Annotated in this window: 13 protein-coding genes; 10 read left to right on the top strand and 3 right to left on the bottom strand. The window is 73.4% G+C overall.

Annotated features, from left to right (window positions below):
* Window positions 1–7: 7 nt before the first annotated feature.
* From RLT57_RS27545 to RLT57_RS27525, 5 genes are all read left to right on the top strand, one after another.
* Window positions 8–7,504: a beta-ketoacyl synthase N-terminal-like domain-containing protein gene (locus tag RLT57_RS27545; protein ID WP_311299945.1), complete on the top strand. Its 7,497-nt coding sequence runs from the start codon at window positions 8–10 to the stop codon at window positions 7,502–7,504.
* A 54-nt stretch (window positions 7,505–7,558) separates the two neighbouring features.
* Complete coding sequence (locus RLT57_RS27540; RefSeq protein ID WP_311299944.1) at window positions 7,559–9,202, top strand: PfaD family polyunsaturated fatty acid/polyketide biosynthesis protein; 1,644 nt, start codon at window positions 7,559–7,561, stop codon at window positions 9,200–9,202.
* Window positions 9,199–10,989 carry an acyl-CoA dehydrogenase family protein gene (locus tag RLT57_RS27535; RefSeq protein WP_311299943.1) on the top strand — a complete coding sequence of 597 codons (1,791 nt, stop codon included), beginning with the start codon at window positions 9,199–9,201 and terminating at the stop codon, window positions 10,987–10,989. Before RLT57_RS27540 ends, RLT57_RS27535 begins: the two co-directional genes overlap by 4 nt.
* 31 nt (window positions 10,990–11,020) lie before the next feature.
* Window positions 11,021–12,811, top strand: a complete 1,791-nt coding sequence (locus tag RLT57_RS27530; protein ID WP_311299942.1) for an acyl-CoA dehydrogenase — start codon at window positions 11,021–11,023, stop codon at window positions 12,809–12,811.
* Between the two features lie 72 nt (window positions 12,812–12,883).
* On the top strand, window positions 12,884–14,203 hold the full coding sequence (locus RLT57_RS27525) for an NAD(P)/FAD-dependent oxidoreductase (protein WP_311299941.1): 1,320 nt from the start codon (window positions 12,884–12,886) through the stop codon (window positions 14,201–14,203).
* Window positions 14,204–14,278: 75 nt separating this feature from the next.
* Here RLT57_RS27525 and RLT57_RS27520 read toward each other — a convergent pair whose 3' ends face one another.
* Window positions 14,279–14,902, bottom strand: coding sequence for a MerR family transcriptional regulator (locus RLT57_RS27520; protein ID WP_311299940.1), 624 nt, complete (start codon window positions 14,900–14,902; stop codon window positions 14,279–14,281).
* A 181-nt stretch (window positions 14,903–15,083) separates the two neighbouring features.
* Here RLT57_RS27520 and RLT57_RS27515 point away from each other — a divergent pair, with 181 nt between their 5' ends.
* The 4 genes from RLT57_RS27515 to RLT57_RS27500 all read left to right on the top strand — a co-directional run bounded on the left by RLT57_RS27515 (window position 15,084) and on the right by RLT57_RS27500 (window position 18,488).
* Window positions 15,084–15,500, top strand: a complete 417-nt coding sequence (locus RLT57_RS27515; protein ID WP_311299939.1) for a DUF3291 domain-containing protein — start codon at window positions 15,084–15,086, stop codon at window positions 15,498–15,500.
* A gap of 54 nt (window positions 15,501–15,554) precedes the next feature.
* Window positions 15,555–17,036, top strand: coding sequence for a DHA2 family efflux MFS transporter permease subunit (locus RLT57_RS27510; protein WP_311299938.1), 1,482 nt, complete (start codon window positions 15,555–15,557; stop codon window positions 17,034–17,036).
* A 145-nt stretch (window positions 17,037–17,181) separates the two neighbouring features.
* Window positions 17,182–17,727, top strand: a complete 546-nt coding sequence (locus RLT57_RS27505; RefSeq protein WP_311299937.1) for a TetR/AcrR family transcriptional regulator — start codon at window positions 17,182–17,184, stop codon at window positions 17,725–17,727.
* 209 nt (window positions 17,728–17,936) lie between these two features.
* Window positions 17,937–18,488, top strand: a complete 552-nt coding sequence (locus tag RLT57_RS27500) for a MarR family winged helix-turn-helix transcriptional regulator (protein ID WP_311299936.1) — start codon at window positions 17,937–17,939, stop codon at window positions 18,486–18,488.
* Between the two features lie 423 nt (window positions 18,489–18,911).
* Here RLT57_RS27500 and RLT57_RS27495 read toward each other — a convergent pair whose 3' ends face one another.
* Window positions 18,912–20,441, bottom strand: a complete 1,530-nt coding sequence (locus tag RLT57_RS27495) for an FAD-binding protein (protein ID WP_311299935.1) — start codon at window positions 20,439–20,441, stop codon at window positions 18,912–18,914.
* Window positions 20,442–20,709: 268 nt separating this feature from the next.
* Entirely contained in the window at window positions 20,710–22,449 is a 1,740-nt protein-coding gene (locus tag RLT57_RS27490; RefSeq protein ID WP_311299934.1) for a choice-of-anchor P family protein, read from the bottom strand.
* A 554-nt stretch (window positions 22,450–23,003) separates the two neighbouring features.
* Here RLT57_RS27490 and RLT57_RS27485 point away from each other — a divergent pair.
* A complete protein-coding gene (locus tag RLT57_RS27485) occupies window positions 23,004–23,987 on the top strand; it encodes a helix-turn-helix domain-containing protein (protein WP_311299933.1) in 984 nt (327 codons plus the stop codon).
* Window positions 23,988–24,535: the final 548 nt, after the last annotated feature.

Here is a 24,535-nt window from a genome sequence, read left to right as displayed (position 1 = left end):
AGTCCGCATGAGCAAGTTCGCCATCGTCGGCCTTTCCTGCCTTTTCCCTGGTGCGACCTCCCCGGCCAGCTTCTGGGAGAACCTGCGGGCCGGAACCGACAGCCGCCGTGAGGGCGGCGAAGAGGTCTTCGGACCGCCGCCCCCGCCGGGCGACGCCGACCCGGACCACCGGATCTACTGCGCGCGGGGCGGCTTCGTCACCGACTTCGCCTTCGACCCCGCCGGCTACCGGCTCGACGCGGACTACCTGAGCCGGCTCGACCGCCTCTACCACTGGACCCTGCACACCGGGCGCGAGGCGCTGCGCGACAGCGGCCACGCCGAGCGGACGGACCTGCTGGACCGTACCGCGCTGGTCTTCGGCAACTACTCCTTCCCGACGCCCGCCTCGGCCCGGGTCAGCCTGCCGCTGGTCGAACAGGCCGTGCTGCACGGGCTGCGGACCGCCGGGCTGCCCGGCTCCGGGCCGGTGCCCGCCGACCCGGACTGGGCGGCGGCCGGACCGGCCGCCGAGGACATCCGGGTCAGCGGCGCCCCGGCGGCGGTCGCCGCCGCCGCGCTGGGCCTGGGCGGCCCCCGGTACGCGCTGGACGCCGCCTGCTCCTCCGCGCTGTACGCGCTGAAGCTGGCCTGCGACCACCTGGAGTCCGGGCAGGCCGACCTGGCACTGGCCGGCGGGGTGTGCGCCCCGGACCCGACCCTCATCCACCTGTCGTTCTCCGACCTGCACGCGTACCCGGAGAACGGTTTCAGCCAGCCCTTCGACGCCGCCTCCGGCGGCATCCTCACCGGCCAGGGCGCCGGCATGCTGGCGGTCCGCCGACTGGCCGACGCGGTCGCCGACGGCGACCGGATCTACGCGATCGTCGACGGCATCGGGCTGTCCAACGACGGCGCCGGCCGCCATCTGCTGCTCCCCAACCCGGACGGCCAGCGCCGGGCGTACGAACACGCCTACGCCCAGGCCGGTGTCGCGCCGTCCGACATCGACTACCTGGAGTGCCACGCCACCGGCACCCCGGTCGGCGACCGCACCGAGCTGGACTCGGTGGTGGACTTCTTCGGCGCCCACGGCCAGGTGCCGCCGATCGGCTCGGTCAAGGGCAACATCGGCCACCTGCTGACCGTCGCCGGGCTGAGCAGCATGATCAAGGTCATCCTGGCCATGCAGCACGGCTACATCCCGCCCACGCCCGGCGTCGCCAAGCCGCTGGCGCCCAGCGGCGGGGTCGGCGACGACATCATGGTGCGCAGCGGCCGGGACTGGCCGCAGCGCGGCGAGGTCCGCCGGGCCGCGGTCTCCGCGTTCGGCTTCGGCGGCACCAACGCGCACGTGGTGCTCTCCTCTCCCCCGGCGGACCCCGGCACCGCCCTGGCGGCCGGGGACGGCGGCGAGCCGGCCCCCGCGGCTCTCGACGTGGTCGGGATCGGCGCCCACTTCGGGCCACTGGACAGCGCCGACGCCTTCGAGCGGGCGCTGTTCGACGGGCGTGACGCGTACGGCCCGCTGCCGGCCCGCCGCTGGCGGGGTCTGGAGCGGACCGGCGACGGTGTGCTGGCCGCGGCCTCGCTCGCGGGTGCCACGGTGCCGACCGGGGCGTTCACCGACACCGTCCCGCTCGACCCGATCGACCACCGCATCCCGCCGGCCGACCTGCGCAACTACAACCTCCAGCACGCCCTGGTCTCCCAGGTGGCCGACGAGGCGCTGCGCGACGCGGGGTACTCCCGCGCCCCGGCCGCCGGCCGCACCTCGCCGGCCCCGCGCCGGATCGCGGTGGTCATCGCCATGGAGATCGAGCCCAGCGCCCATCTGCACCTGGCGCGCTACGGACTGGACTCCTTCCTGCGCGCGGCGTACGACGGCTCCGGTCTGACGCTGACCGACGAGCAGCGCGCCGAGCTGTTCCGGATCGCCCGCGACGGTGTGCACCAGCCGATCGTCGCCAACGAGGTGCTGAGCTACATCGGCAACATCATGACCAGCCGGATCTCCTCGCTGTGGAACTTCACCGGCCCGTCGTTCACCATCTCCGCCGACGGCGCCGGTACCGCGGAGGCGCTGCGGGTGGCCCGGCTGCTGCTGCTGGACGACACCGTGGAGGCCGTCCTGGTCGGCTCGGTCGACCTGGCCGGCTCGCCGGAGAACCTGCTGCTGCGCGCCGCCCGCGACGGCGGCCGGGCAACCCCGGCCGAAAGCGGCCTCGCCTTCGGCGCCGGCCAGGCCGCCACCCGGGTCGGCGAGGGCGCCGGAGCTGTGGTCGTCACCCGGCCGGGCAGCGGCGAACGCACCGCCTACGCCCGGCTGGAGTCGGTCGCCGTACGGTACGGTGCCGCCGCGGCCGGGGGGCTGCCGCAGCCCGACGCCAAGCTGCTGGCCGCCGCCGCGGCCGAGTCGCTGGCCCAGGCCGGCATCACCGCGGCCGACATCGGCTACCTCGAGGCGGGCGCCACCGGCCACACGCCGACCGACCTGGCCGAACTCACCGCGCTGGCCGAGGTGTACCCGGCCGGCTCCGGCAGTGTCGCGCTGGGCAGCGCCAAGGCGCACATCGGGCACGCCGGCGGCGCCGCCGAGATGGCCGGCCTGCTGCGCGCCGTGCTCAGCGCGCACCTCGGCTACCTGCCGGGCACCCCGTCCTGGCAGCGCCCGAGCGACGAGGCGGCGCCGCTGCTGGCCGCCTCCTCGCTGTACATACCGGACGCCTCCCGGCCGTGGCTGCGCCGCACCCGCGACACCCGGCGGTTCGCGGCCGTCACCTTCGTCGGTGACAGCGGGGCGCACGGCCAGCTGGTCGTCTCCGCCGAGCAGACCCGGCAGCAGCCGTACCACCCGGCCTGGGAGCGGGCCGACGGGCCGCTGCTGCTGCCGCTCGCCGGCGGGTCCGTGGACCAGTTGCTGGGCGAGCTCCGGCGTCACGTCGAGGAGTTGACGGCCGGCGCGGACGCCCGGCAGCTTTCGCTGGAAGCGGTGCGCCGGCTGCCGGCCGGCGGCGGGTCCGCGCTGCGGGTCGTGCTGGTGGGCGCCGGCCGCGACGAGCTGCTGCGGCAGGCGGAACTGGCGGTCGGCGGGCTGGCCGCGGCGCACGCCGCGGGCAAGGAGTGGAGCACCCCGGCCGGGAGCTTCTTCACCGGGCAGCCGATCGGACCGGATGCCAAGGTGGCGCTGGTCTACCCGGGAGCGTTCAACACCTATCCCGGCCTCGGCCAGGACCTGTTCCGGGCCTTCCCCGAGCTGCTGGCCCGCTTCGAGGAGGAGGCGGCGGAACCGGACCGGACCTTCCGGGCCGCCGACCTCTACCCGCGCACCCAGGTCACCCCCGGGCGCCGCGACCTGATGCAGCTGGAGGCCAGGCTCGGCGACGACCTGCCGTTCATGCTGGCCACCGGCACCACCTTCGCCAACCTCTACACCGACCTGGTCCGCGACATCCTGGGCGTGCGCGCGCACGGCGCGTTCGGCTACAGCCTCGGCGAGAGCAGCATGCTCTTCGCCACCGGCGGCTGGGAGCGCGCCGCCCGCCGCGACGACCGGATCAGCAGCACCCCGCTGTTCCGCGACCGGCTGCTGGGCCCGCGGCGTACCGTCCGCGAGCTGTGGGAGCTGCCGGAGGACACTCCCGACGACGCGGTGTGGGCCTGCCATGTGCTGCTCACCGACCCGGTCCGGGCGCGCGAGGCGGTGGACCGGTACGAGCGGGTGTTCCTCACCCACGTCAACACCCCCGCCGAGGTGGTGATCGCGGGCGATCCCGGCCAGTGCCGGGCGCTGATCAAGGAGTTGGACTGCCCGGCGGCCCGCTCGCCGGTCAACTCGGTGATGCACTGCTCGGTGGTGGACGGCGAACTGGCCGGCCTGGCCGAGCTCAACGACCACCCGGTCGGCTCCACCGGCGACCTCGAACTGTTCAGCGCGTACGACTACCGGCGGATCGGTTCGCTGGACCGGGCCACCGTGGCGGAGCGGATCGCCCGGACGCTGCGGGACACCATCGACTTTCCCCGGCTGGTGGAGACCGCCTACGACCGCGGCTACCGCTACTTCATCGAGGTCGGCCCCGGCGCCACCTGCACGCGCTGGGTGCACGACACCCTGGGCGAGCGGGCGCACGTGGCGATGGGGGTGGACCGCCGCGGTGTGTCGTCCACCCGCAGCCTCGCCGGGCTCGTCGCCCGGCTCGTCGCGCACGGGCTGCCCGTCGACCTGTCCGCGCTGTTCGACCAGGCGCCGCAGACCGCCGCCGCGCCGGCCCGCCCGGCCTTCGCGGTCGGCGGCGGCGAGTCGATCCCGGAGCGGATCGCCGAACGCGCCCGGCCGCTGCTCGCGGCGGCCGCCGCCGCACCGCGCACGGCGCCGGCCGGCCGCAGCGCCGCGCCGGTCCTGACCTCCGCCGCCCTCGGCCCGGCGGGCGGCGGCGACCGCTTCGACCCGCCGCCGGTACCCCAGCGGCCCGCCGCCTCCAGGGAGGAACCAGAGCAGATGCCCGCCGACCCCTCGCTCGCCGAGCCCGAGGCCATCGTCTTCGACGGTGAGCCGGTCTCCTTCCTGCCGTGGGCGGTGCACGAGCCCGTCGCGCCGGCACCGCTCCCCGCGGCGCCCGCCGCCGGGTCGCCCGCGGCGGCGCCCGCCCCCGTACCGGCTCCCGCCGCCCCGCTCGCCGGTCCCGCGGTGAACCCGGCCGCCGCCCGGCCGCCGGCCGCGCCCACGCCGGCCGTGCCCACGCCGGCCGCGCCGGGCGAGGTGCCGTCGGCCGTCGCCGACCTGGTCCGCGACATGCGGCGGCAGATGATCGACACCCATCTGGTGGTGATGGAGACCCAGCAGGTCCTCCAGGACAGCGCGCTGTCCGCGGTGCGTTCGCTGCTCGGCCCGGCCGCCGCGCCGGCCGCGCCCACGCCCGCCGCGCCCGTACCGGCGGCCCCGCTGCCGGCAGCGCCGGTACCGGCCGTCCCCGCGATCCAGCCGCCGCCACCCGTCGCGGCGCTGCCGCCGGCCGCGCCGCCCGCCCCGCCCGCCGCACCTCCGATCGCCTCTCCCGTCGCGCCTTCTGCCGCGCCTACTGCCGCGCCCCCCGCCGAGCCGATCACCGGGCAGATCGTCGGACGGGCCAAGCCGGACGGTGTGCTGTGGGACCAGCAGGACCTGCTGGAGTTCGCCACCGGCAGCCTCGCGGCCGTCTTCGGCCCGGAGTTCGCCGAGATCGACGGCTACGCCAAGCGGGTCCGGCTGCCCGCGCCGCCGTACCACTTCGTCACCCGCGTCACCGCGCTGGACGCCGAGACCGGCAACTACCGGCCGTCCTTCATCCGTACCGAGTACGACGTCCCCGAGGACGCCTGGTACGCGGTGGACGGCGGGGTGCCGCCGGCCGTGGCGATCGAGGCCGGGCAGTGCGACCTGCTGCTGATCAGCTACCTGGGCATCGACTTCCGCAACCAGGGCAAGCGGATGTACCGCCTGCTGGACAGCACCCTGGTCTTCCACGGCGACCTGCCGAAGACCGGTCAGACGCTGCGCTACGACATCTCGATCAACCGCTTCGTCCGGCAGGGCGAGGTCACGCTGTTCTTCTTCAGCTACCTCTGCTACGCCGACGGCGAGCTGATCCTGGAGCTCAAGGACGCCTGCGCCGGGTTCTTCAACGCCGAGGAACTGGCCACGCCGCTGGGCGTGGTGGAGAGCGAGCGGGAGAAGGCGCAGCGCGCGAAACTGACCCGCACCTGGTTCAAGCCGCTGGCCCGCACCGACCGCAACCACCTGACCGCCGAGGACCTGGAGCTGCTGGCCCAGGGCCGGGTGGCCGAGGTGTTCGGCCCGGAGCACGCCCAGGACCCGGGCATGAACTCGGCCCTGCGGATGCCGGACGCGAAGCTGCGGATGATCGACGAGGTCGACGTGGACCGCACCGGCGGCCCGCGCGGCATCGGCCTGATCACCGCGGTCAAGAACCTCGACCCGCAGGCGTGGTACTTCGAGTGCCACTTCTCCGACGACCCGGTCCTGGCCGGCTCCATGGTCGCCGAGGGCGCCGTGCAGGCGCTCCAGACGTACCTGCTGCACCAGGGCATGCACCTGGTGCTGCCGGACGCGCGGTTCCAGACCATCATCGGTCTGCAGACCGAGGTGCAGGTCCGCGGGCAGATCACCCCCGAGCACTCCTCGATCCGCTACGAGATCGAGGTGATGGAGCTGACGATGCTGCCGCGCCCGTCGGTGGTCGCGGACGTGCTGGTGTACCTGGGCATCAAGGCGGTCATCCGGATGCGGAACTTCGGCATCCAGATCCGTGAGCGGGAGGGCGCGCCGTACCGCCCGGGTGTCGGCGGGATACCGGTCTTCCTCGGCCGGCGCAACCGGCTGGGCGAGCCGGCGATGATCAACGAACTGCACCTGGCGCACGCCGCCAAGGGCGACCTGGGCACCGCGATGGGCCCGGAGTTCGACATCTACCGCAACGTGCGCGCCCCGTACATCCCCAACGGCGACTTCCAGTTCGTGGACCGGATCATGAGCCTGTCCGGCACCCGCGGCGACCTGTCGCCCGGGTCGGAGATGGTCACCGAGTACGACTCGCCGGCCGACGCCTGGTACTACCGGCAGACGCCGTACCCGCACCTGCCGAACGCCGTGCTGATGGAGACCTCGCTGCAGGCCGCCATCCTGCTCGGCTACTACCTGGGCGCCACGCTGGCGCAGCCCACCACCGAGTACCGCATCCGCAACCTCGACGGGCACGCCACCGTCGTCAAGGACGTGGACCTGCGGGACAAGACCATCCGCCACCACTCCAAACTGCTGATGACCAGCGCGGTGTCCGGCGCGGTCCTGCAGCGGTTCTCCTACGAGCTGTCGGCCGACGGCGAGGTGTTCTACGTCGGCGAGTCGCTGTTCGGCTACTTCAGCGACGCGGCGCTGGCCAACCAGGTCGGCCTGGACAACGGCACCTACGTGCCGTCCTGGCTGGAGAGCGAGAAGCCCGACCCCTCCCGGGTGCGGCGGATCGAACTGGGCGCGGGCGCCGCGGCGTTCACCGACCCGGCCGGCGGGCTGCTGCGGCTGCCCGGCGACCACTTCGACCTGGTCGACTGGGTGGACCTGGTGGCCGACGGCGGCCTGCACGGCGCCGGCTACCTGCACGGCTACCGCGAGGTCCGCGACGACGAGTGGTACTTCGACTGCCACTTCCACCGCGACCCGGTGATGCCCGGCTCGCTCGGTGTGGAGGCCATCCTCCAGGCCATGCGGCTGTTCGTCCTGGACCAGAACCTGGCCGAGGGCATCGAGCGGCCCCGCTTCGCCCTGGCCACCGACGTGCGGATGGGCTGGAAGTACCGCGGCCAGATCCTGCGCGGCGACGGCGAACTCCGGTTCGACGTGCACGTCAAGGACGTGCGCCGCACCGAAGGACGGCTGGTCCTGGTCGCGGACGCCTTCCTGGCGAAGCCGGGCCTGCGGATCTACGAACTCACCGACGTGGCGATCGAGGTCCGCCCTGCCCCGTGACCTTCCGGTGTACCGACCGTCAGCTCCCGCGACGCCCTAGGAGACGTCAACAGCATGAACACCGCAACCACCCCGCTCCAGTGGCGGGGAGAGCACTACCCGGAAGCCACCCCGGCCGGCATCTACCAGGCGCTGGCCGACCTGCGGCAGCCCTGCTTCGTCGTCCGCACCCCTGAGGGCATCGCCGCGGTCAGCGGCGGCCGGGTGTCGGTCACCGGCAGCCCGTCCGCCTCCCCCGGGCTGCCGCTGCTGGCCGCCGTGCCGGCGCTGCCGCCCGACCGCCTCGGCTCCCCCGCCTTCCGCGCCGCGCACGGTGTGCGGCACGCCTACCTGGCCGGCGCCATGGCCGGCGGCATCGCCTCCGCCGACATGGTGATCTCGCTGGCCCGAGCCGGCTTCCTGGCGTCGTACGGCGCCGGCGGCCAGCTGCCGGAGTCCATCGAGGAGGCGCTCCGGCGGTTCGCCGCCGAGATCCCCGGCCTGCCGTACGCCGTCAACCTGATCCACAGCCCGAGCGAGGAGCGGCTGGAGCGCGAGGCCGTCAACCTCTTCCTGCGCTACCAGGTGCGCTGCGTGGAGGCGTCCGCCTTCATGGACCTCACGCCGCACGTGGTGCGCTACCGGCTGAGCGGCCTGACCCGGGACGCCGCGGGCCGCCCGGTGGCCGGCAACCGGGTCATCGCGAAGGTGTCCAGGACCGAGACCGCCGAGCGCTTCATGCGGCCCGCGCCGGCCACCCTGGTCAGCTCGCTGCTCGCCCAGGGGCTCATCACCCCCGAGCAGGCGGACCTGGCCAAGTACCTGCCGATGGCCGACGACATCACCGTGGAGGCCGACTCCGGCGGCCACACCGACCGGCGCCCGCTGCCGGCGCTGCTGCCGAGCGTGCTGCGGCTGCGCGACCTGGTGCAGAACGAGCACCGCTACCCGAACACGATCCGGGTCGGCGCGGCCGGCGGCCTCGGTACGCCGCTGGCGGTGTCCGCCGCCTTCGCGATGGGCGCCGCGTACGTGGTGACCGGGTCGGTCAACCAGTCCTGCGTGGAGTCGGGCACGTCCAAGGAGGCCAAGGCGATGCTCGCCGAGGCCGGTATCGCGGACTGCGAGATGGCGCCGGCCGCGGACATGTTCGAGATGGGCGTGGAACTCCAGGTGCTCAAGAAGGGCACCCTGTTCGCGATGCGGGCCAAGCGGCTGTACGAGCTGTACCAGCGGTACCCCGGCCTCGACGCGATCCCGGCCGCCGAACGGCAGCAGCTGGAGGCCCGGATCTTCCGCAAGCCGCTGGAGGAGGTCTGGCAGGACTGCGTGGAGTACTTCGAACGGCGTGACCCGGAGCAGCTGGTCCGTGCGGCGGAGAACCCCAAGCGGCGGATGGCGCTGGTCTTCCGCTCGTACCTGGGCCTGGCCTCGCGCTGGGCGGCGACCGGCGCGGCCGACCGCACCGGCGACTACCAGATCTGGTGCGGCCCGGCGATGGGCAGCTTCAACGACTGGGTGACGGCCAGCTACCTGAAGGCGCCCGGCAACCGCCGGGTGGCGGACGTGGCCCATCACCTGATGGCCGGGGCCGCCTTCCACACCCGGGTGGCGCAGCTGGCCACCGCCGGGGTGCACATCCCGGCCACCGCGTCGGACTACCGGCCGGCCCCCCTGGAGCCGGCGGCCACGGTCGGCTCCTCCGAGGTGACGCTGTGAACGGGGTCGCCGCGGCCGAGGAGCTGGAGCGGCTGCTGGGCAGCACCGCCGGCGACGGCCCGGCGGGTTTCGCCGCGGCCGTCGCCCGCGACGAGCACGACGTGTTCCCCACCGAGCTGGCCGCGACCCTGCGGGAGACCGGCTTCCACCTCAACTACCTGCCCGAGGAGCTGGGTGGCGGGTTCACCGGTTTCGCGGACAGTCTGACGCTGGTGCGCACCGCGGCCCGGCGCGACCTCAACGTCATGCCGGCCACGATGTTCAGCATCACCGCGCTGACCTGTCTGCTGCTGCACGGCTCGGCCGAGCAGCAGCAGAAGGCGGCGGCGGTGCTGCGGCGCGGCGGCTCGATCGGCTTCGCGCTGTCGGAGGCCGACCACGGCAGCGACCTGCTCGCCAACACCGCCCGGCTGACCCCGGCGGCGGACGGCGGGGGCTGGTCGCTGACCGGCCGCAAGTGGATGGTCGGGCTCGGGCAGCGCTGCGAACTGGCCTATGTCGCGGCCAGGACCGGTGAGCGCGGTCCCGCCGCCTTCTCCGCGGTGCTGCTCGACCTGCCGGACCGGGACGGCGCCGAGGGCTCCGGTCTGGACCGCGGGGCACCGGTGCGGACCACCGGAATGCGCGGCATCGACTTCGCCCACCTGGACTTCGCGGGGTTCCCGGTGCCGGCCGACGCCCTGGTCGGGCACACCGGGCAGGCGCTGGAGGCGGCGGTACGGGCGCAGCAGATCGTCCGGGTGATGAGCACGGCCGGCAGTCTCGGCTGCGCGGACACCGCGCTGCGGGTCACCCTGGACTTCGCGGCCGGCCGCGCGGTCGGCCGCACCCCGCTGCTCCAGGCGTCCTACCCGCGCCGGGAGGTGGCCCTGGCCTCGGCGGCGCTGCTGGCCGCCGACGCCGTGGCCCTGGTCGCCGCCCGCGGGCTGCACGTGGCGCCGGAGACCTACAGCGTGTGGGGCTGCGCCGCCAAGCACGTGGTGGCCGAGGCCACCGAGGACCTGATCGGGCGGCTGGGCGGGGTGCTGGCCACCCGGTCGGTGCTGCGCGGCGAGGGTCCGGGCGCGGGCATGTTCCAGAAGGTGCGCCGGGACGCCGAGCTGGTCCGGGTGGTGGACACCAGCGCGCTGGCCAACCTGCGCTCCTTCGCCGGGCAGCTCCCGGCGCTGGCCAAGGCGCTGACCGCCCCCGGCGCGGCCGGCTCCGGCCCCGCCGCCGCGGACTTTGCCGCGCTGCGGACGGTGTTCGCCCTGGACGCCGAGCTGCCCCCGTACGAGCCGTCCCGGCTGGACCTCAACGCCCGCGGCCGCGACCTGGCGACCACCGGCGCGCTGGCCGTGGCCGCCGAACTGGCCGCCGGCACCGGCGAACGGCCCGGCGCCGCGGAGGCGGCCTCGTGGGCCTCCCGGCTGGCCGCGGCGCTGACCGAGCTGGCCGAAGAGGCGGTCGGCGCCGGCGGGCAGCCCGCGGCGGGCCGGCCCGAACCGGCCGACCTGGCCGAGCGGTTCGCCTGGCTGCACGCCGCCGGCTGCTGCCTGCTGCTGTGGTGGGCCAACCCGGACACGCCGCTGTACGGGGACAAGCCCGGCTCCACCGGCTGGCTGGGCGCGTGCCTGGCCTATCTGCTGTGCCGGGCCGAGGGCATCGACCCCCGGCGCGAGGCCGGGGCGCTGTACCCGGCGCTGGACGTCACGGCCAATCTGCACGCCGCACACCAGCTGTTCTCCGCCCTGCCGGTCCGGCTGGCCGGAAGCCCGGGTACACCGCTGCCCGCCGACGGCCGATGAGCCACCCGACACCGCAACAGGAGGAGGAGCCGTGCCGAAAACCGATCTGACCGAGCTGGCCGACCGGCTCGAACGCCACTTGGGCGACCCGCACGACCCGTCCGTCCCGATGTCGTTCGCTCGGGTCCTGGACTTCGACGAGCGCGAGGAGTATCCGTACCCCTTCATCAACCTGCTCCAGCGCTGGGGTGTGCACGAGTACGCCGTGCCGCGCGCCCAGGGCGGCAGGGCCGGTGACGTGGAGGTGGGCTTCAACCTGCTGCGGCTGATCGCGCGGCGCGACCCGACCACCGCCACCGCGCTGATCATCACCAACCTCAGCTTCATGCCGGCCTGGATCGCCGGCAGCGACGCCCAGCGGCAGGTCATGGTGGACGCGATCCGGCTGGGCACCCGCTACGCCTGGGGCCTGTCCGAGCGCATGCACGGCAGCGACCTGCTCAACAACGAGACCGTCGCGGAACCGGCCGACGGCGGCTACCTGCTCAGCGGCGAGAAGTGGCTGATCGGCAACGGCCGGGTCGCCGACGGGCTGACCGTACTGGCCAGGACCAACCCCAAGGGCGGTCCCGCGGGTTACTCGGTGTTCGTACTGGACAAGCGGAGCGTGCCGGCGGGCACGGTGGACGAGCTCCCGCGGGAGCGGCTGCACGGGCTGCGCGCGCTGGACATGAGCGGCTTCCGGCTGGAGCGGGTCTTCGTGCCGGAGTCGGCCCGGCTGGGCCACGAGGGTCAGGGCCTGGAGATCGCGCTGAAGAGCTCGCAGGTGGCTCGGGCGCTGATCAACGCCATCGCGCTGTCGGCCACCGACACCGCGCTGCGGGTCACCCTCGACTTCACCGAGCACCGGACGGTCTTCGACAAGACGGTCAGCGACATCCCGTACTCCCGCCGCCAGATCACCGAGTGCTTCGCGGACCTGATGGTGGCCGACGCGATGTGCCTGGGCGCGGTCCGCAGCCTCCAGGTGGTGCCCGAGCAGTCCGGCACCTGGTCCTCGGCGGTCAAGTACTTCGTGCCGACGCTGCTGGAGCGCACCGTCTCCCAGCTCAACGTGGTGCTGGGGGCGCGGTTCTACCTGCGGGACCACCCGCACTTCGGCATCCACCAGAAGATGCTGCGGGACCTGCCGGTGGCGAACTTCGCCGACGGCAACACCGTGGTCAACCTCAAGGCGCTCGCCTCCCAACTGGAGGGGCTGCTCACCACCGCGACCGGTGACCGGCCCGAGCCGCGGGCGGCGGCCGAGGAGCGGGCGCCGGTGCTCTTCGGTATGGGCCGGGAGCTGCCGATGTTCCAGCCGTGGCGGCAGGAGCTGCACAGCCGCGGTCTGGACGACGCGGTGCTGGCGGCCCCGCAGGCGCTGGCGAAGCTGCGCGAACTGGCGTCGGCGGCCAAGGAGGAGGAGCACGACTGGCTGACCCGCGCGGTCGCCGTCGGCGCCGAACTGCTGGCGCAGGCCGAGCCGCTGCTGGCCAGGACCTCGCAGCTGCGTGAGCGGCTGGGCCGGGCCTACGCACAGTCGGCCGAGCTCTTCGAGCTGGCCAAGGAGTACTCCGTGCTGCACGCGACGGCCGCGTGCCTGCACACCTTCGTGCACTCGCACGGCGTCATGGAGGACCCGCTGCCCAGCGGCGCCCTGCTGCTGCTCCAGCTGGAGCGGCTGCGCCGCTGGACCCGGCCGACGGAACAGGTCACGGACCAGGCGGTGGTCGACGAGGTGATGCGGGTCCTGCGCCGGCTCCACTACGACAACCGGCTCTTCTCCCACTGGCAGCTGCCCCTGGCGGAACGGGGGGACCTGCCCGCGGCCCGTACCTGAGACCGGGGCCCTCCCCCGCCCGTACCCCCCGTCACCCGTCGCCGTCACCACCTCTGAACCGAAGGGACTGTCATGTCCGCTCAGACCCCCAACGCCGGTCCGCTGCCCTCCGTCGCCATCATCGGCGCCGGCGTGTCCGGCGTGTCCGCCGCCTACCACCTCCGGCAGCACGCCGACATCACCCTCTTCGACGAGGAGGGCCGGGTTGGCGGACACGCCAACACCATCACCGTCGAGGAGGAGGACGGGGAGGTCCTGGGCATCGACACCGCGTTCGTGGTGTTCAACCGGCCCAGCTACCCCAACATGTCGCGCTTCTTCGACGAGTTGCAGGTCGACACGCTCCGCCACAGCGGCGGCTTCACCTTCTTCGACGTCGACAGCGGGCTGCAGTTCAGCACCCGGGAGATGGCGATGTCGGACGAGGAGGCCAGCGCGGCCGGACTCCCGCCGGAGTTCCTGCGGATCCGGGCCGAGGCGCGCCGCTTCCACGCCGAGGGCCGGCACGACTTCCTGCGCAAGCGCACCGACATGCCGCTCGGCGAGTACCTGGACCGGGGCGGCTACAGCGAGGAGTTCCGCAACGGCTACGTGATCCTGCTGTCCACGGCGGTCTGGTCGGTGCCGGCCCACCTGGTGTGGGAGATGCCGGCCACCACGGTGATCGCCTTCTTCATGGCCCACGACGAGGGCGGCCTGGGCGGCGAGCAGGTGGAGTGGCGCACGGTGACCGGCGGTTCGATCTCGTACGTGCGCAAGGCGCTCGACGCGATCAGCCCCAAGCTGCGGCTGGGCGAGAAGGTGACCGGCGTCCGGCAGGAGGACGACGGCGTGGTGGTGGCCACCGCGTCCGGCCCGGAGCGCTTCGACTACGCGGTGCTGGCGGTGCACGGCGACCAGGCCCGTGAGCTGCTCGACAACCCCAACCCGGTACAGCAGCGGATCCTGAGCCGGATGCGGTACAACCCCGCGTCGGTCGTGCTGCACACCGACCGCTCGGTGATGCCGGCCGACCGGGAGCGCTGGGAGAACTGGAACTACGGCAAGGTCGCGGTGGACGGCGAGCTGCGGCCGTACGTGGCGTACTACATGAACCGGCTGCACCGGCTCAACGCCCGCCGCGACTACTTCGTCACGATGGACTACCCGCTCCCGCTGCAGGAGGAGTCGATCATCCGGGAGATGACCTACCACCACCCGGTCATCGACATGGACCTGCGCAACGTGCAGAAGGACATCTACTCCGTCAACGAGGGCACCCGGCTGAAGCTGGCCGGCTCCTACTTCCACTCCAAGCAGCTGCACTACGACCAGATCGGCTCCCACGAGGCCGGCTTCTCCTCCGGTATGGAGGCGGCCGCCCAGCTGCTGCGGGAGCTGCCCGGCGCGTAGCGGACCGGGGTCGGGAACCCGGCCCGCCGGCCGGGTGCGGACCATGGCACCGCCTCTGCGGGGGGAAATTCCTCGTCAGAGGCGGTGCTTCGCCGCGGACAGGTGCTCCTGGGCCATCCGGCGCAGGGCCATCAGGGCCGGCTCCAGCAGCACGGTCATCAGGACCGCGCGCTCGGCCAGCTCCAGCGGTTCGTCGGAGTCGCCGAGCTGCCCGAGGTCCACCTCGGCGATCTGCTCGGCCAGTCGGGCGTAGGGCAGCAGCGTCTGCCAGTCCAGGTCGACGCCGAGCTGCTGAAGGCTGGTCAGGGCGTCGCCGAGGGTGCGCGGCGCGGTGGAGGAGGCGTGCACCCGCCAGCCCATCTCCTCGATGAGCCGGTCCACCTCGCCCTCCTTGGGCGGTGGCATCCCGCGCTGCTCCCTGGCGCCGGCGTCGAGCGCGCCCAGCACCAGCCCCAGGGTGCGGTGGATGTTCGCGTCGCTGTCGGCGATCGCGCGCAGGATCTCCGCCGTGGTGTGCACCGACAATCCGCGCACGCTGATCAGGGCCCGCACCAGGCGCAGCCGCCGGACGTGGTCCTCGTCGTACTCCGCCTGCTTGACGCCCGTCGGGCGCCCCACCGGCAGAAGACCTTCGCGGATGTAGTACTTGATCGTCGCAACGGACACGCCGCTGAGGCGACTGAGTTCGGAGATGCGCATCGCGCTTGACTTCCCGCCCTTCACCACTGGCATTGGAGAGTGCCACTGTCTATTATGGATAGTAGAACTCGCCAGTTGAGGGAATGGGAAGTGTCCCGCCGACCACTTTCCTGATTCCTTGCCGTATCGACCGTTTTTGTCCGGTATTTCCTCAGTTCGTGCACTCCGAAGAAGGCCCCCTGTGCCAACGCTGCCCTGGACCGTACCGAATCCAGCCACCCCGCATACCCAGGCGCTGGTCATGGCGTCCAGGCTCGAAGTGCGCTCGTTCAAGGACGTACCCCGCTTCTTCGTCAAGTCCCTGGCCGCCTGGAGCCAGGTACGCAAGGCCCCCGGCGCCTTCGGCGCCTCACTCATCGCCCAGCCGCTGAAGCGCACCTTCTGGACGCTGTCCGCCTGGGAGAGCAGGGACGCCCTCTACGTGTACGCGGGCACCGAACCGCACCGCGGCATCATGAACGGTCTGCGGCCCACCATGCGGGATTCGACCTTCACCTTCTGGGAGGTCCCCGCCGAGGAGCTGCCGATCACCTGGGACGACGCCAGGCGCCGGCTCGCCGAACAGGCCGAGAACGACGGTCAGGCGAACAGCCACTAGGCCACCAGCAGTGCGTTCCCCCTCCTCTCGCCCCCCGAGCAAGGAAGAGCAACGATGACAACGCCAGACGCCGCACCGGGCCTGACCGGTGCTCCACCCGCGGCTTCCGGAGGGCGCAGGGCCCCGCTGTGGCTGGCCATCGTGGCGTGCAGCCTCCCGATGTTCATGGTCGCGCTCGACAACCTGGTGGTCTCCACGGCGCTGCGCACCCTCGCCGGGGACCTGCACGCCGACACCCAGCAGTTGCAGTGGTTCGTCAACGCCTACGTGCTGAGCTTCGCCTGCCTGCTGCTGACCGGCGCGGCGCTCGGCGACCGCTTCGGCCGCCGCCGGGTCTTCGTCCTCGGCATCATCCTGTTCACGCTGGCCTCGATCGGCTGCGGGCTGTCCGACACCAGCAGCCAGCTGATCACCGCCCGGGTGGTCCAGGGCTTCGGCGCGGCGGCGGTCATGCCGCTGTCGCTGACCCTGCTGTCGCAGGCGGTGCCGGACCGTATGCGCAGCCTCGCACTCGGCCTGTGGTCCGCGGTCAGCGGCGCGGCCATCGCCTGCGGCCCGGTGGTCGGCGGCGCCGTGGTCGGCGGCCTGGCCTGGGAATGGATCTTCTGGATCAACGTGCCGGTCGGCATCATCGCGGTGCCGCTGGTACTGCTGACGCTCGACGAGAGCCGGCTGCCCGAGGGTTCGCTGGACCTGGTGGGCATGGTGCTGGCGGCCGGCGGCCTGCTCGCCGTCGTCTGGGGCATCGTGCACGGCGACACCGACGGCTGGAGCTCCGCGCAGGTGCTCGGCGCCTTCGCGGTCGGCGTGGTCCTGCTCACCGCCTTCGTGCTGTGGGAGCGGCGCAGCACGCACCCGCTGCTGCCGCTGTCCTTCTACCGCAAGCGCGCCTTCACCCTCAGCAACATCGTTTCCGCCAGCATGTACTTCGGCGTCTTCGGCTCGATCTTCCTGCTGGCCCAGTTCCTGCAGATCGCCCCCGAGCGCACCCCGCTGCGGGCCGGCGTCCTGACCCTGACATGGACCCTGGTGCCCATGTTCGTCGCCCCCGTGGCCGGTGCGCTCACCGACCGGGTCGGCGGCGGCCGGCTGATGGCCGGCGGCCTCTTCCTCCAGGCGATCGGCCTGGCCTGGATCAACCTGGAGGCCACCTCCAACACCCCCTACAGCCACCTGGCCGGCCCGATGGTGATCGCGGGTGCCGGTATGGGGCTGGTCTTCGCGCCCACCGCCGCGGTGGTGCTCGGCGCGGTCAGCAGAGAACACGCGGGCAAGGCGTCAGGGGCCAACACCACCGTCCGGGAGATCGGCGGCGCCCTCGGCATCGCCGTGCTGAGCAGCGTCTTCGTGGCCCACGGCAGCGACCGCGGCCCCACCGAGTTCGTGGCCGGCCTGCATCCCGCGATCTGGGTGGGCGTCGCCATCGTCCTGGTCGGTGCGGTCGCGGCGCTGGCCATCCCCGGCCCGGTGAAATCCGCCGGGCCGACGTCCAGCGCGGACCAGGACCACCAGCACTCGGCCGCCGTCGGCACCTGACCCCGGCTCCGGGCCGCGCGCCGCCCCCACACCTTCCCGGGGGCGTGGCCGCGCGGTCCGGCTTCTCCACGGCTCGGCCGACCTGCACCCAGGTCTGCCGCCCTTCCGTTCGCTGCCTGCCCGCCCCTCACCAAAGGGTGACGCCATGAGGAAAACCGCTGATCAGCGGAGAGCCGACGTAGTGCGCGCGGCTCTGAAGGAATTCTCTCGGTTCGGACTGTACGGAACATCGACCGACACCATCGCCCGTGCTGTGGGCGTCTCACAGCCTTACTTGTTCAGGTTGTACCCTACAAAACGGGACATCTTCATCGCGGCCGGGCACCACTGCTTCCAGCGGACCTACGAAGCCTTCCGGATCGCGGCGCAGGGGCTGGACGGCCACGAGGCGCTCGACGCGATGCGGCAGGCGTACCAGCAGTTCGCCGAGGACCGCGAGCTGCTGCTGATGCAGATGCAGCTCTACGTGGCCGCGAGCTCCGACGAGGAGATCCGGCGCGAGGTCATCCAGTGGTGGCACGAGCTGTGGGCCCTGCTCGGCCGGCTGACCGGGGTCCCGGAGTCGGTGATCACCGAGTTCATGTCCTGCGGCATGCTGATAAACGTCCTGGTCGCCCTCGACGCCACCGACGACCACCTCGGCTGGGACATGCTGGTCGCGGTGCCGGAGCACCACACGAGCGCGGCCTAGCTACGCGCGTCATTCCTCGGGCCGTGCCCGGTACGCCGAACCGGCGTACCGGGCACGGCCGTCCGCTGTCCGCCCCGGCCCGGGTCAGGCGCCCACCCGGACCGTGCGCAGCGCGGCGAAGCGCCGGCCACCTGGTCGGGAGTGGTGTCGAGAGCCAGGCATCGTGCTCACACGTGAAGTCTCAAGTGAAGCGCCTACTATGGGGTGTCATGACGGAGCGGACCGAGCCGACCGGCGGCACCCGGTGGCTGAGCAGTACCGAACTCGACGCGTGGATGCCGTTCAGCGGAATGCTGCTCAGCGTCGTCAGCGCGCTGGACGCGCAACTCCAGCGCGACGCCAAGCTGAGCCTGTTCGGCTATCTGGTGATGGCCGGGCTGTCCGACGCACCCGACCGCACCCTGCCGATGAGCGACCTGGCGGTGCTGGCCAACGGGTCGCTGTCCCGGCTCTCGCACGCCGTGACGGTGCTGGAGAAGCGCGGCTGGGTCCGGCGCGGCCCCTGTCCGGGCAACCGCCGGGTCACCGTCGCGAGCCTCACCGACGACGGCCACGCCAAGCTCGTCGCCACCGCGCCCGGCCATGTCGACACCGTCCGCCGCCTCGTCCTGGACGCGATCGGCCCCGAGCAGCTCCAGGACCTCGGCCGGATCTCCGAGGCGATCGTGGCCTCCGTAGGCCCGCCCTGCCCACCCCGCCCGGCCGCGCGGAGCACCCCGGCGGGCCCGGCTCCGGCGGCACGAAGGCAGGCGTCGCGGTGACCCGGGCGGCGGCAGCGCGAACGCCGCCCGCCCGCAGATCCGGGACCGCACCACCAACGCCTGGCGGCGGCGGAGCCTCCCCCGTCGCCGCCCGCCCGCTTCGACGCCGGGAGCCCCCGGTATGGTCCGCGGGTGCTCCCGGTGGGGGCAGTGGGGTCTCCCGGCGGGGGCAGTGGAAGGCGGCGGAAGGCCCGGTACGGGAGCGGGTCCCCGTGCCGGGCGCGCCGACTCAGTACAGGGAGTCGCCGGTCTCCGTGTCGTCGTAGCTGCCGCCGTTGCCGAGGCGGGGGTGCGGGCAGAGGCCGGCCGGGCTCCGGGGCGGGGCGGGACCGGGTCAGGGCGCGGCAGGGATCAGGACCAGGTGCCGCCCAGGGTCCGGCGCGGATCCGGCGGGCGGGCGGATCCGTGCCCGGCGGCTCCCGGTCAGCCGGGGAAGACGTTCTGGCCGGGGGCCAGCAGACCGTGCGGGTCGTAGCGGCGCTTGGCGGCGGCGAACTCGTCCCAGGCCCGGCCGTACTGGCGGTGCCAGTCGGCGGGGGTCATCGGGATGGTGCCCACCGGGTACTGCGTGCCGCCCGCCGCCCGTACGGTCGCGAACATCGTCCGGTTGACGGCCACCCGGGCCGCCACGGCCGCCGGATCGGCCGGGTCCAGCGTCCACAGGACGGCCAGCAGGTACGGCACCGGATCGTCCGGTACCCGCAGCAGCGGGGTGTGCAGCCGGCGGTGCGTCAACGGGTAGAGCAGGGCGACTCCGCCGGGGCCGAGGTCCTGGCCATCCAGCTGGTCCAGCAGGGCCCGGGACAGCTCGGCGGCGCGGTCGCCGGGCAGCAGCAGGTTCAGCCACGGGTGCGTCCACGACCACAGGCCGGCTTCCTGCAGGGCCGCCACACCCGCGGCCAAACGGTCGAGGAAGTCGAAGTAGCCGAGGGTCTCGGCGGTGACCGGGCCCGAACGGTCGTAGCGCAGGCCGCTGAGCAGCGCGGTGTCGTCCGGCTCGGGTCCGGCGGGCGGCCCGTAGGCCACCGCTTCGAGGACGTAGCCGGTGAAAGCGCCCTCGGCGTCGGGGACGGCCTGGCCCTCCACATAGTCGAAGCGTCCGTCCAGGGCCAGCCGCCGCTGGTCGTCGAGGAAGGTGGCCAGGTCGCCGTACGGCAGCAGGAAGTGCCGTACGGAGGTGGGCGCGGGCACCAGCCGCAGGGTCGCCGAGACGATGACCGCGCACTGGCCGAGCCCGGCCAGAACGGCCCGGAAGAGGTCGGCGCGGCGGGTGGCCGAGCAGGTGACCAGCTCTCCGGTACCGGTGACGACCTGGAGCGCGGTGACGTTGTCCACCTGGGCGCCGCGGCGGTGCGACTGGCCGCCGAGGCCGCCGACCGAGAGGGTGCCACCGACGGACAGCTCCAGGTAGTCGGTGAAGACCGGCGGGGTGAGGCCGTGCGCGAGGGTGGCCTGCACGACCGCGCTCCACACCGCCCCGGCGCCGACCGTCACGGTGTCGGGGCCGACCGTTCCGATGGTGTCCAACGGGGTGGTCTCGATGATCAGTCCGCCGCTCACCTGCGCCTGGCCGTTGGTGGCGTGGCCCTGGCCGCGGGCGGCGACCTGGATGCGGTGGATGCCGCTGAACCGGACCATGGCCACGATGTCGGCGACCGAGCCCGGACGCAGCACGGCGACCGGGCGGCGGTGCACGATGTGGCCGAAGTCGTCCGCGGCGGCGGTGAGCGAGGCGGGGTCGGTCAGCAGGGTGCCGTCCAGCCTCGGAATACGGGCCCGGCTGTCGGACGGGCCGGACCCGTTCCCGGCGTCGGACCCGTCGGACGCCCCGGACCCGGTGTGCGGACGGGCCGGGCCGGTGACCCAGGACCGGGTCAGCGGGTCGAAGGCGATCACCCCCGCTCCCGCCGCCAGACCGTGCAGGACAGTGCGTCGGTTGGGCTGACGAAACATGCTCCCCCTCCTCGGCAGGTTACGACCGGCTTCGTCGCCGGACGGCGGGCCCGGGCATACGCCTGTCCGGGAGCCAGCGCGATGCTACCCACGTATACGAACACAATGCGGCACCGTGCGCGGGAACGTGCTCCGGCGCGCCGCGGGCCGCCCGCGTACGCCCCCCGGGGTGCCGGACGGGCCCGCCGCGTGCACCCGGACCGGGTGGACGCGGCGGGCCGCCGGAGCCGGCGACCGGGCGCCGGGCCTCCGCGGTGCCGGAGGCGGGTCAGCCGGCCGGGCAGGGCTCGGTACCGGTCAGCAGGGCCGCGGTCGCGCTGCCCAGGGTGATGTGGACGCCGGTCAGCAAGGTGATGTGGAGGGCGTTGACGGTGATCCCCCTGCCGCCGGCGACGGAGCGCTGCTCGTTGAGCACCACGGAGCCGACCAGAGGTACGGAGACGGTGGTGTTGGGCGCGGGGTCGGCCGCGATCGCGACACCGGCCACCCGCAACCCGGTGAGGACGCTCGCCCCCCGCACCACGACGGGTCCCGGACCGGTCGGGGTGAGCGCGGACGTGGCCCGCGCTGCGGTGTCGACCGCGTCGGCGGTGACCAGGCCGCCGAGCAGGCTGACCCCGGCGATGCCGGCGTGCGCGGACGCCGTACGGGCGCCGTCGGACGCGACGGCGCCGGAGGCGTCGGTGGTGAGCAGGCCGAGCGAACCCAGGCCGCCGAGCAGGGAGTCCGCCACACCGTGGCCGTCGGTGCCGGGCTCGGTGGTGCAGGAGTGGGCGGACGGCGCGATCGGCCCGAGGACCAGCGGCGGCGTCACCGCCCGTGCGGCGTCGGCGCGCGCGTCGAAGACCGGGGCGGTGAAGGTGACCGACGCGCAGCCGGGCGGGTCGACGCCGACGCGGTCGGTGACGTCCGCGGCGCACAGCCGGTACGACCCGCCGGCCACAGACGTGACGTCGGCGGTCACCGTGCAGGACGGCTGCCCGGCGGCGAGGTCGCCACCGACCGCCAGGGTGTTGCCGCTGCCGACGGTCAGAGTGCCGTTGCCGCAGGTCGTGGTGGTCGCGCCGGCCGCCAGTCGCAGCCCCGGGGGCAGTCGGGTGGTGAACGACCAGCCGTTCTTGGCGGCCAGTTCGGCGGTGTTGGTGAGGGTGAAGGTCAGGGTGGCGGGCGCGCCGACCGGCACCGTGGCCGGGCTGAAGCCCAGGTCGAGCTGCGGAGTGGCGTCCAGCAGACGGACGTTGTCAAAGGCGCCGTCGTTGCCGTAGCCGCTCGCCTGGTCGTTGACCAGCCGGATGCCGGCCGACGAGCCGCTGAACAGCACCGATCCGTTGCTGGCGTAGGTGCCGACCGAGACACCGTCGACCACGGCCCCGGGATGGGCGCAGGCGTCGATCGGCGAGGTGGAGGTGGGCCGCGCGGTCTGTCCGTCGAGCAGATAGAAGGACAGCAGCGGGTGGGTGGCCCAGCAACTGGTCGCGGCGACGTCCACCGAGAAGGTCAGGAACCGGTCGGCGGCGGTCAGCGGAATCGGTTCGGCCGTCTCCAGCTGCACCTTTCCGGCGCCGGGGTCGCTCTGGGTGTACGCGGTGACGGCGTGGTTGGTGGCCGGGTCGGCGCCGGACCAGGTGCCGAGGGTCGCGGCGAGGTTCTTCACGGTCGACCAGGCGGCGGCCCCGCAGTTGCTGCCCGCCGGTTCCGTGCCGGGCGCGGCGCGCGACGTCACATAGCCGTTGCAGTAGCGCAGCCACGCCGGGTCCGCGGTGTACGTCTCATGCACGGGTGGGGCGCCGGTGTAGTCGGTGAGCAGGGTGGGCCGGGCGCCCTGGCCGTTCTCGAAGTTTTCGGCGAACACGGTCACGGGCGCGGCGGGCGTACCCGCGTCGCCGGGCGCGTTCGCCGCGGCCGGTATCGGCGCGGCCGGCCCGGCCAGGACGGCGGCGGCCAGCGCGGCCAGCACCGCCGCGGTCCCGGCCACCCGGCGGCGTGCCCTGCGGTGAAGCGGATTCATGGGCTCTGTCCCCTCGCGATCGGCGACTCCGTGCGTGGGGCCGCGGACCGCGTCCCCCGACCCGTCCGGCCGCACCCCCACGCCCGACCCCAGCCTCCCCACCGGCCCCCACCCCCAAGCCGCCCTCCCCCCGGCTCCCGGAAGCTCACCCCGCGCACATCCCGGCACCGCACGCCCCTTTTTTTGCCGCCTTCTCGCCTCCGGGCCCCCTTTTTTTGCCGCCTTCTCGCCTCCGGGCGCTTGGGTCCGGTGTCGACGGTCGACCGTGCTCACTCGCTCGTACCTCGCTCGCTCCGCGCGCTCTCCCTTTCGACACCGGCGCGCCCTTCGGCTCACCGGCTACCCGGCCGGACGTAGGGCGTGAGGGCACGGTGGGCAAGGGTAATTACGCAGCGCGCCCCGGCACCAACGGGCCGCGATCGGGTTCCACGAAGCACACAGGCCACCGCGGGCCGCCCCGCCGACACGTGCCGGGGTTTCGGGTGCTGACCGGAAGTGGCCGGTGCGCGGACCGGGTGTGGCCGGCGGCCGTTAGAGTTACGTCAGGGAGAAGAATGATCCAGACCATGTTCCGCAGCGAGGACCTGCCGCCGCAGGACCGGTTGGCGTCCCTCAACGAGATCTTCGTCAACAGTGTGCATCCGATGCGGATCCTCAGCGCGGAGCCCGAGGACTTCCGGGCGACGGCGCGGGGGCTGGATCTGGCGGCGGTGGACGTGGTGGAGCTGACGTGCTCGACGTCCGAGGTGCTGCGCACGCCCCGGCTGATCCGGCGGTACGACCCTGAACTGCTCTGCGTCGTCATGGCGGTCCAGGGCGGGTTCGCCGTGAGCCAGTCAGGTCGGGACGCCGTGCTGAACGCGGGGGAACTCGCCCTGTACGACAGTTCGCGGCCCTTCCGGCTGGGGCTCGCGGCGGGCGGCGAGGCGATGACGATGGTGCGCGCGCACATGCCCCGGGAGTTCCTGGGGCTGTCCGCCGACCACGTCGAGCCGCTGCTGGGGAGGTCGCTGCCGGGGGCGGCGGGCGTGGGGGGACTGCTGAGCCAGTTCCTCGTCAGCGCGACCGCCGGTTCGGCCGCCTACCGGCCGCCCGACCTCCCCCGGCTGGGCACCGTCGCCCGCGATCTGCTGACGGCGCTGGTGGCCCACCACCTCGACGCCGACAGCGCGGTGCCGGACGACTCCCGCCGACGCACGCTGCTGATGCGGATCGACAGCTTCGTGCGGCAGCACCTGCACGACCCGGACCTGTCGCCGGCGACCATAGCCGCCGCCCACCACATCTCCGTCGGCCACCTGCACCGGCTTTTCGTGACCCGTGACACCACCGTCGCGGCCTGGATCCGCCACCAGCGCCTCGAACACGCGCGCCGCGAGCTCACCGACCCGGCGCTGCACGGCGTCCCGGTCCACCGGATCGCCGCCCGCTGGGGTTTCCGTGACCACCCCACCTTCACCCGCGCCTTCCGCACGGCCTACGGCACCGCCCCCAAGGACTACCGCCACAACCCGCCGAACCAGCCCCTCCCCACCTGACACCCAACAGCACCCCCCGTGGGTACCCCCATTCCACGGTGCCCCTGCGTCCGACGCCCCACCCCCGCGTCCACCTCACGCCCGACGTCCGGTCGTGTAGCCGGTGAGCCGAAGGGCGCGCCGGTGTCGAAAGGGAGAGCGCGCGCAGTGAGCGAGGAACGAGCGAGTGAGCACGGTCGACCGTCGACACCGGACCGAAGCGCCCGGAGGCGAGAAGGCGGCACAAGGAGGTGGGCCCGGAGGCGAGAAGGCGGCACAAGGAGGTGGGCCCGGAGGCGAGAAGGCGGCACAAGAAGGGTACTCAGTGCCAAGAAGCAAGGCACTCGGTGCTAAGGCGGTGGGCCGCGGGCGCGACCTAGTCTGTGGATGCCGGACGACGGGCCCCGCAGGACCGGGGGGCCGTCCCGGTGGTGACGGCGCAGGACGCGGTTCGGAACGGCGGACGGTGGCGAAATCGTTGATCCGCCCGATCGGAACGGGCTGTCATCCAACGCCGCAGCCGGTGGAATCGAGAACGTCAAGGCGTCGGCGGCACGCAGAAAGGAAGC

It is taken from the genome of Streptomyces sp. ITFR-21, assembly GCF_031844685.1.
Taxonomy (GTDB): Bacteria; Actinomycetota; Actinomycetes; order Streptomycetales; family Streptomycetaceae; genus Actinacidiphila.
Note: the sequence above shows the minus strand (reverse complement) of the source record. Positions and strands in the feature narration are given on the sequence as shown.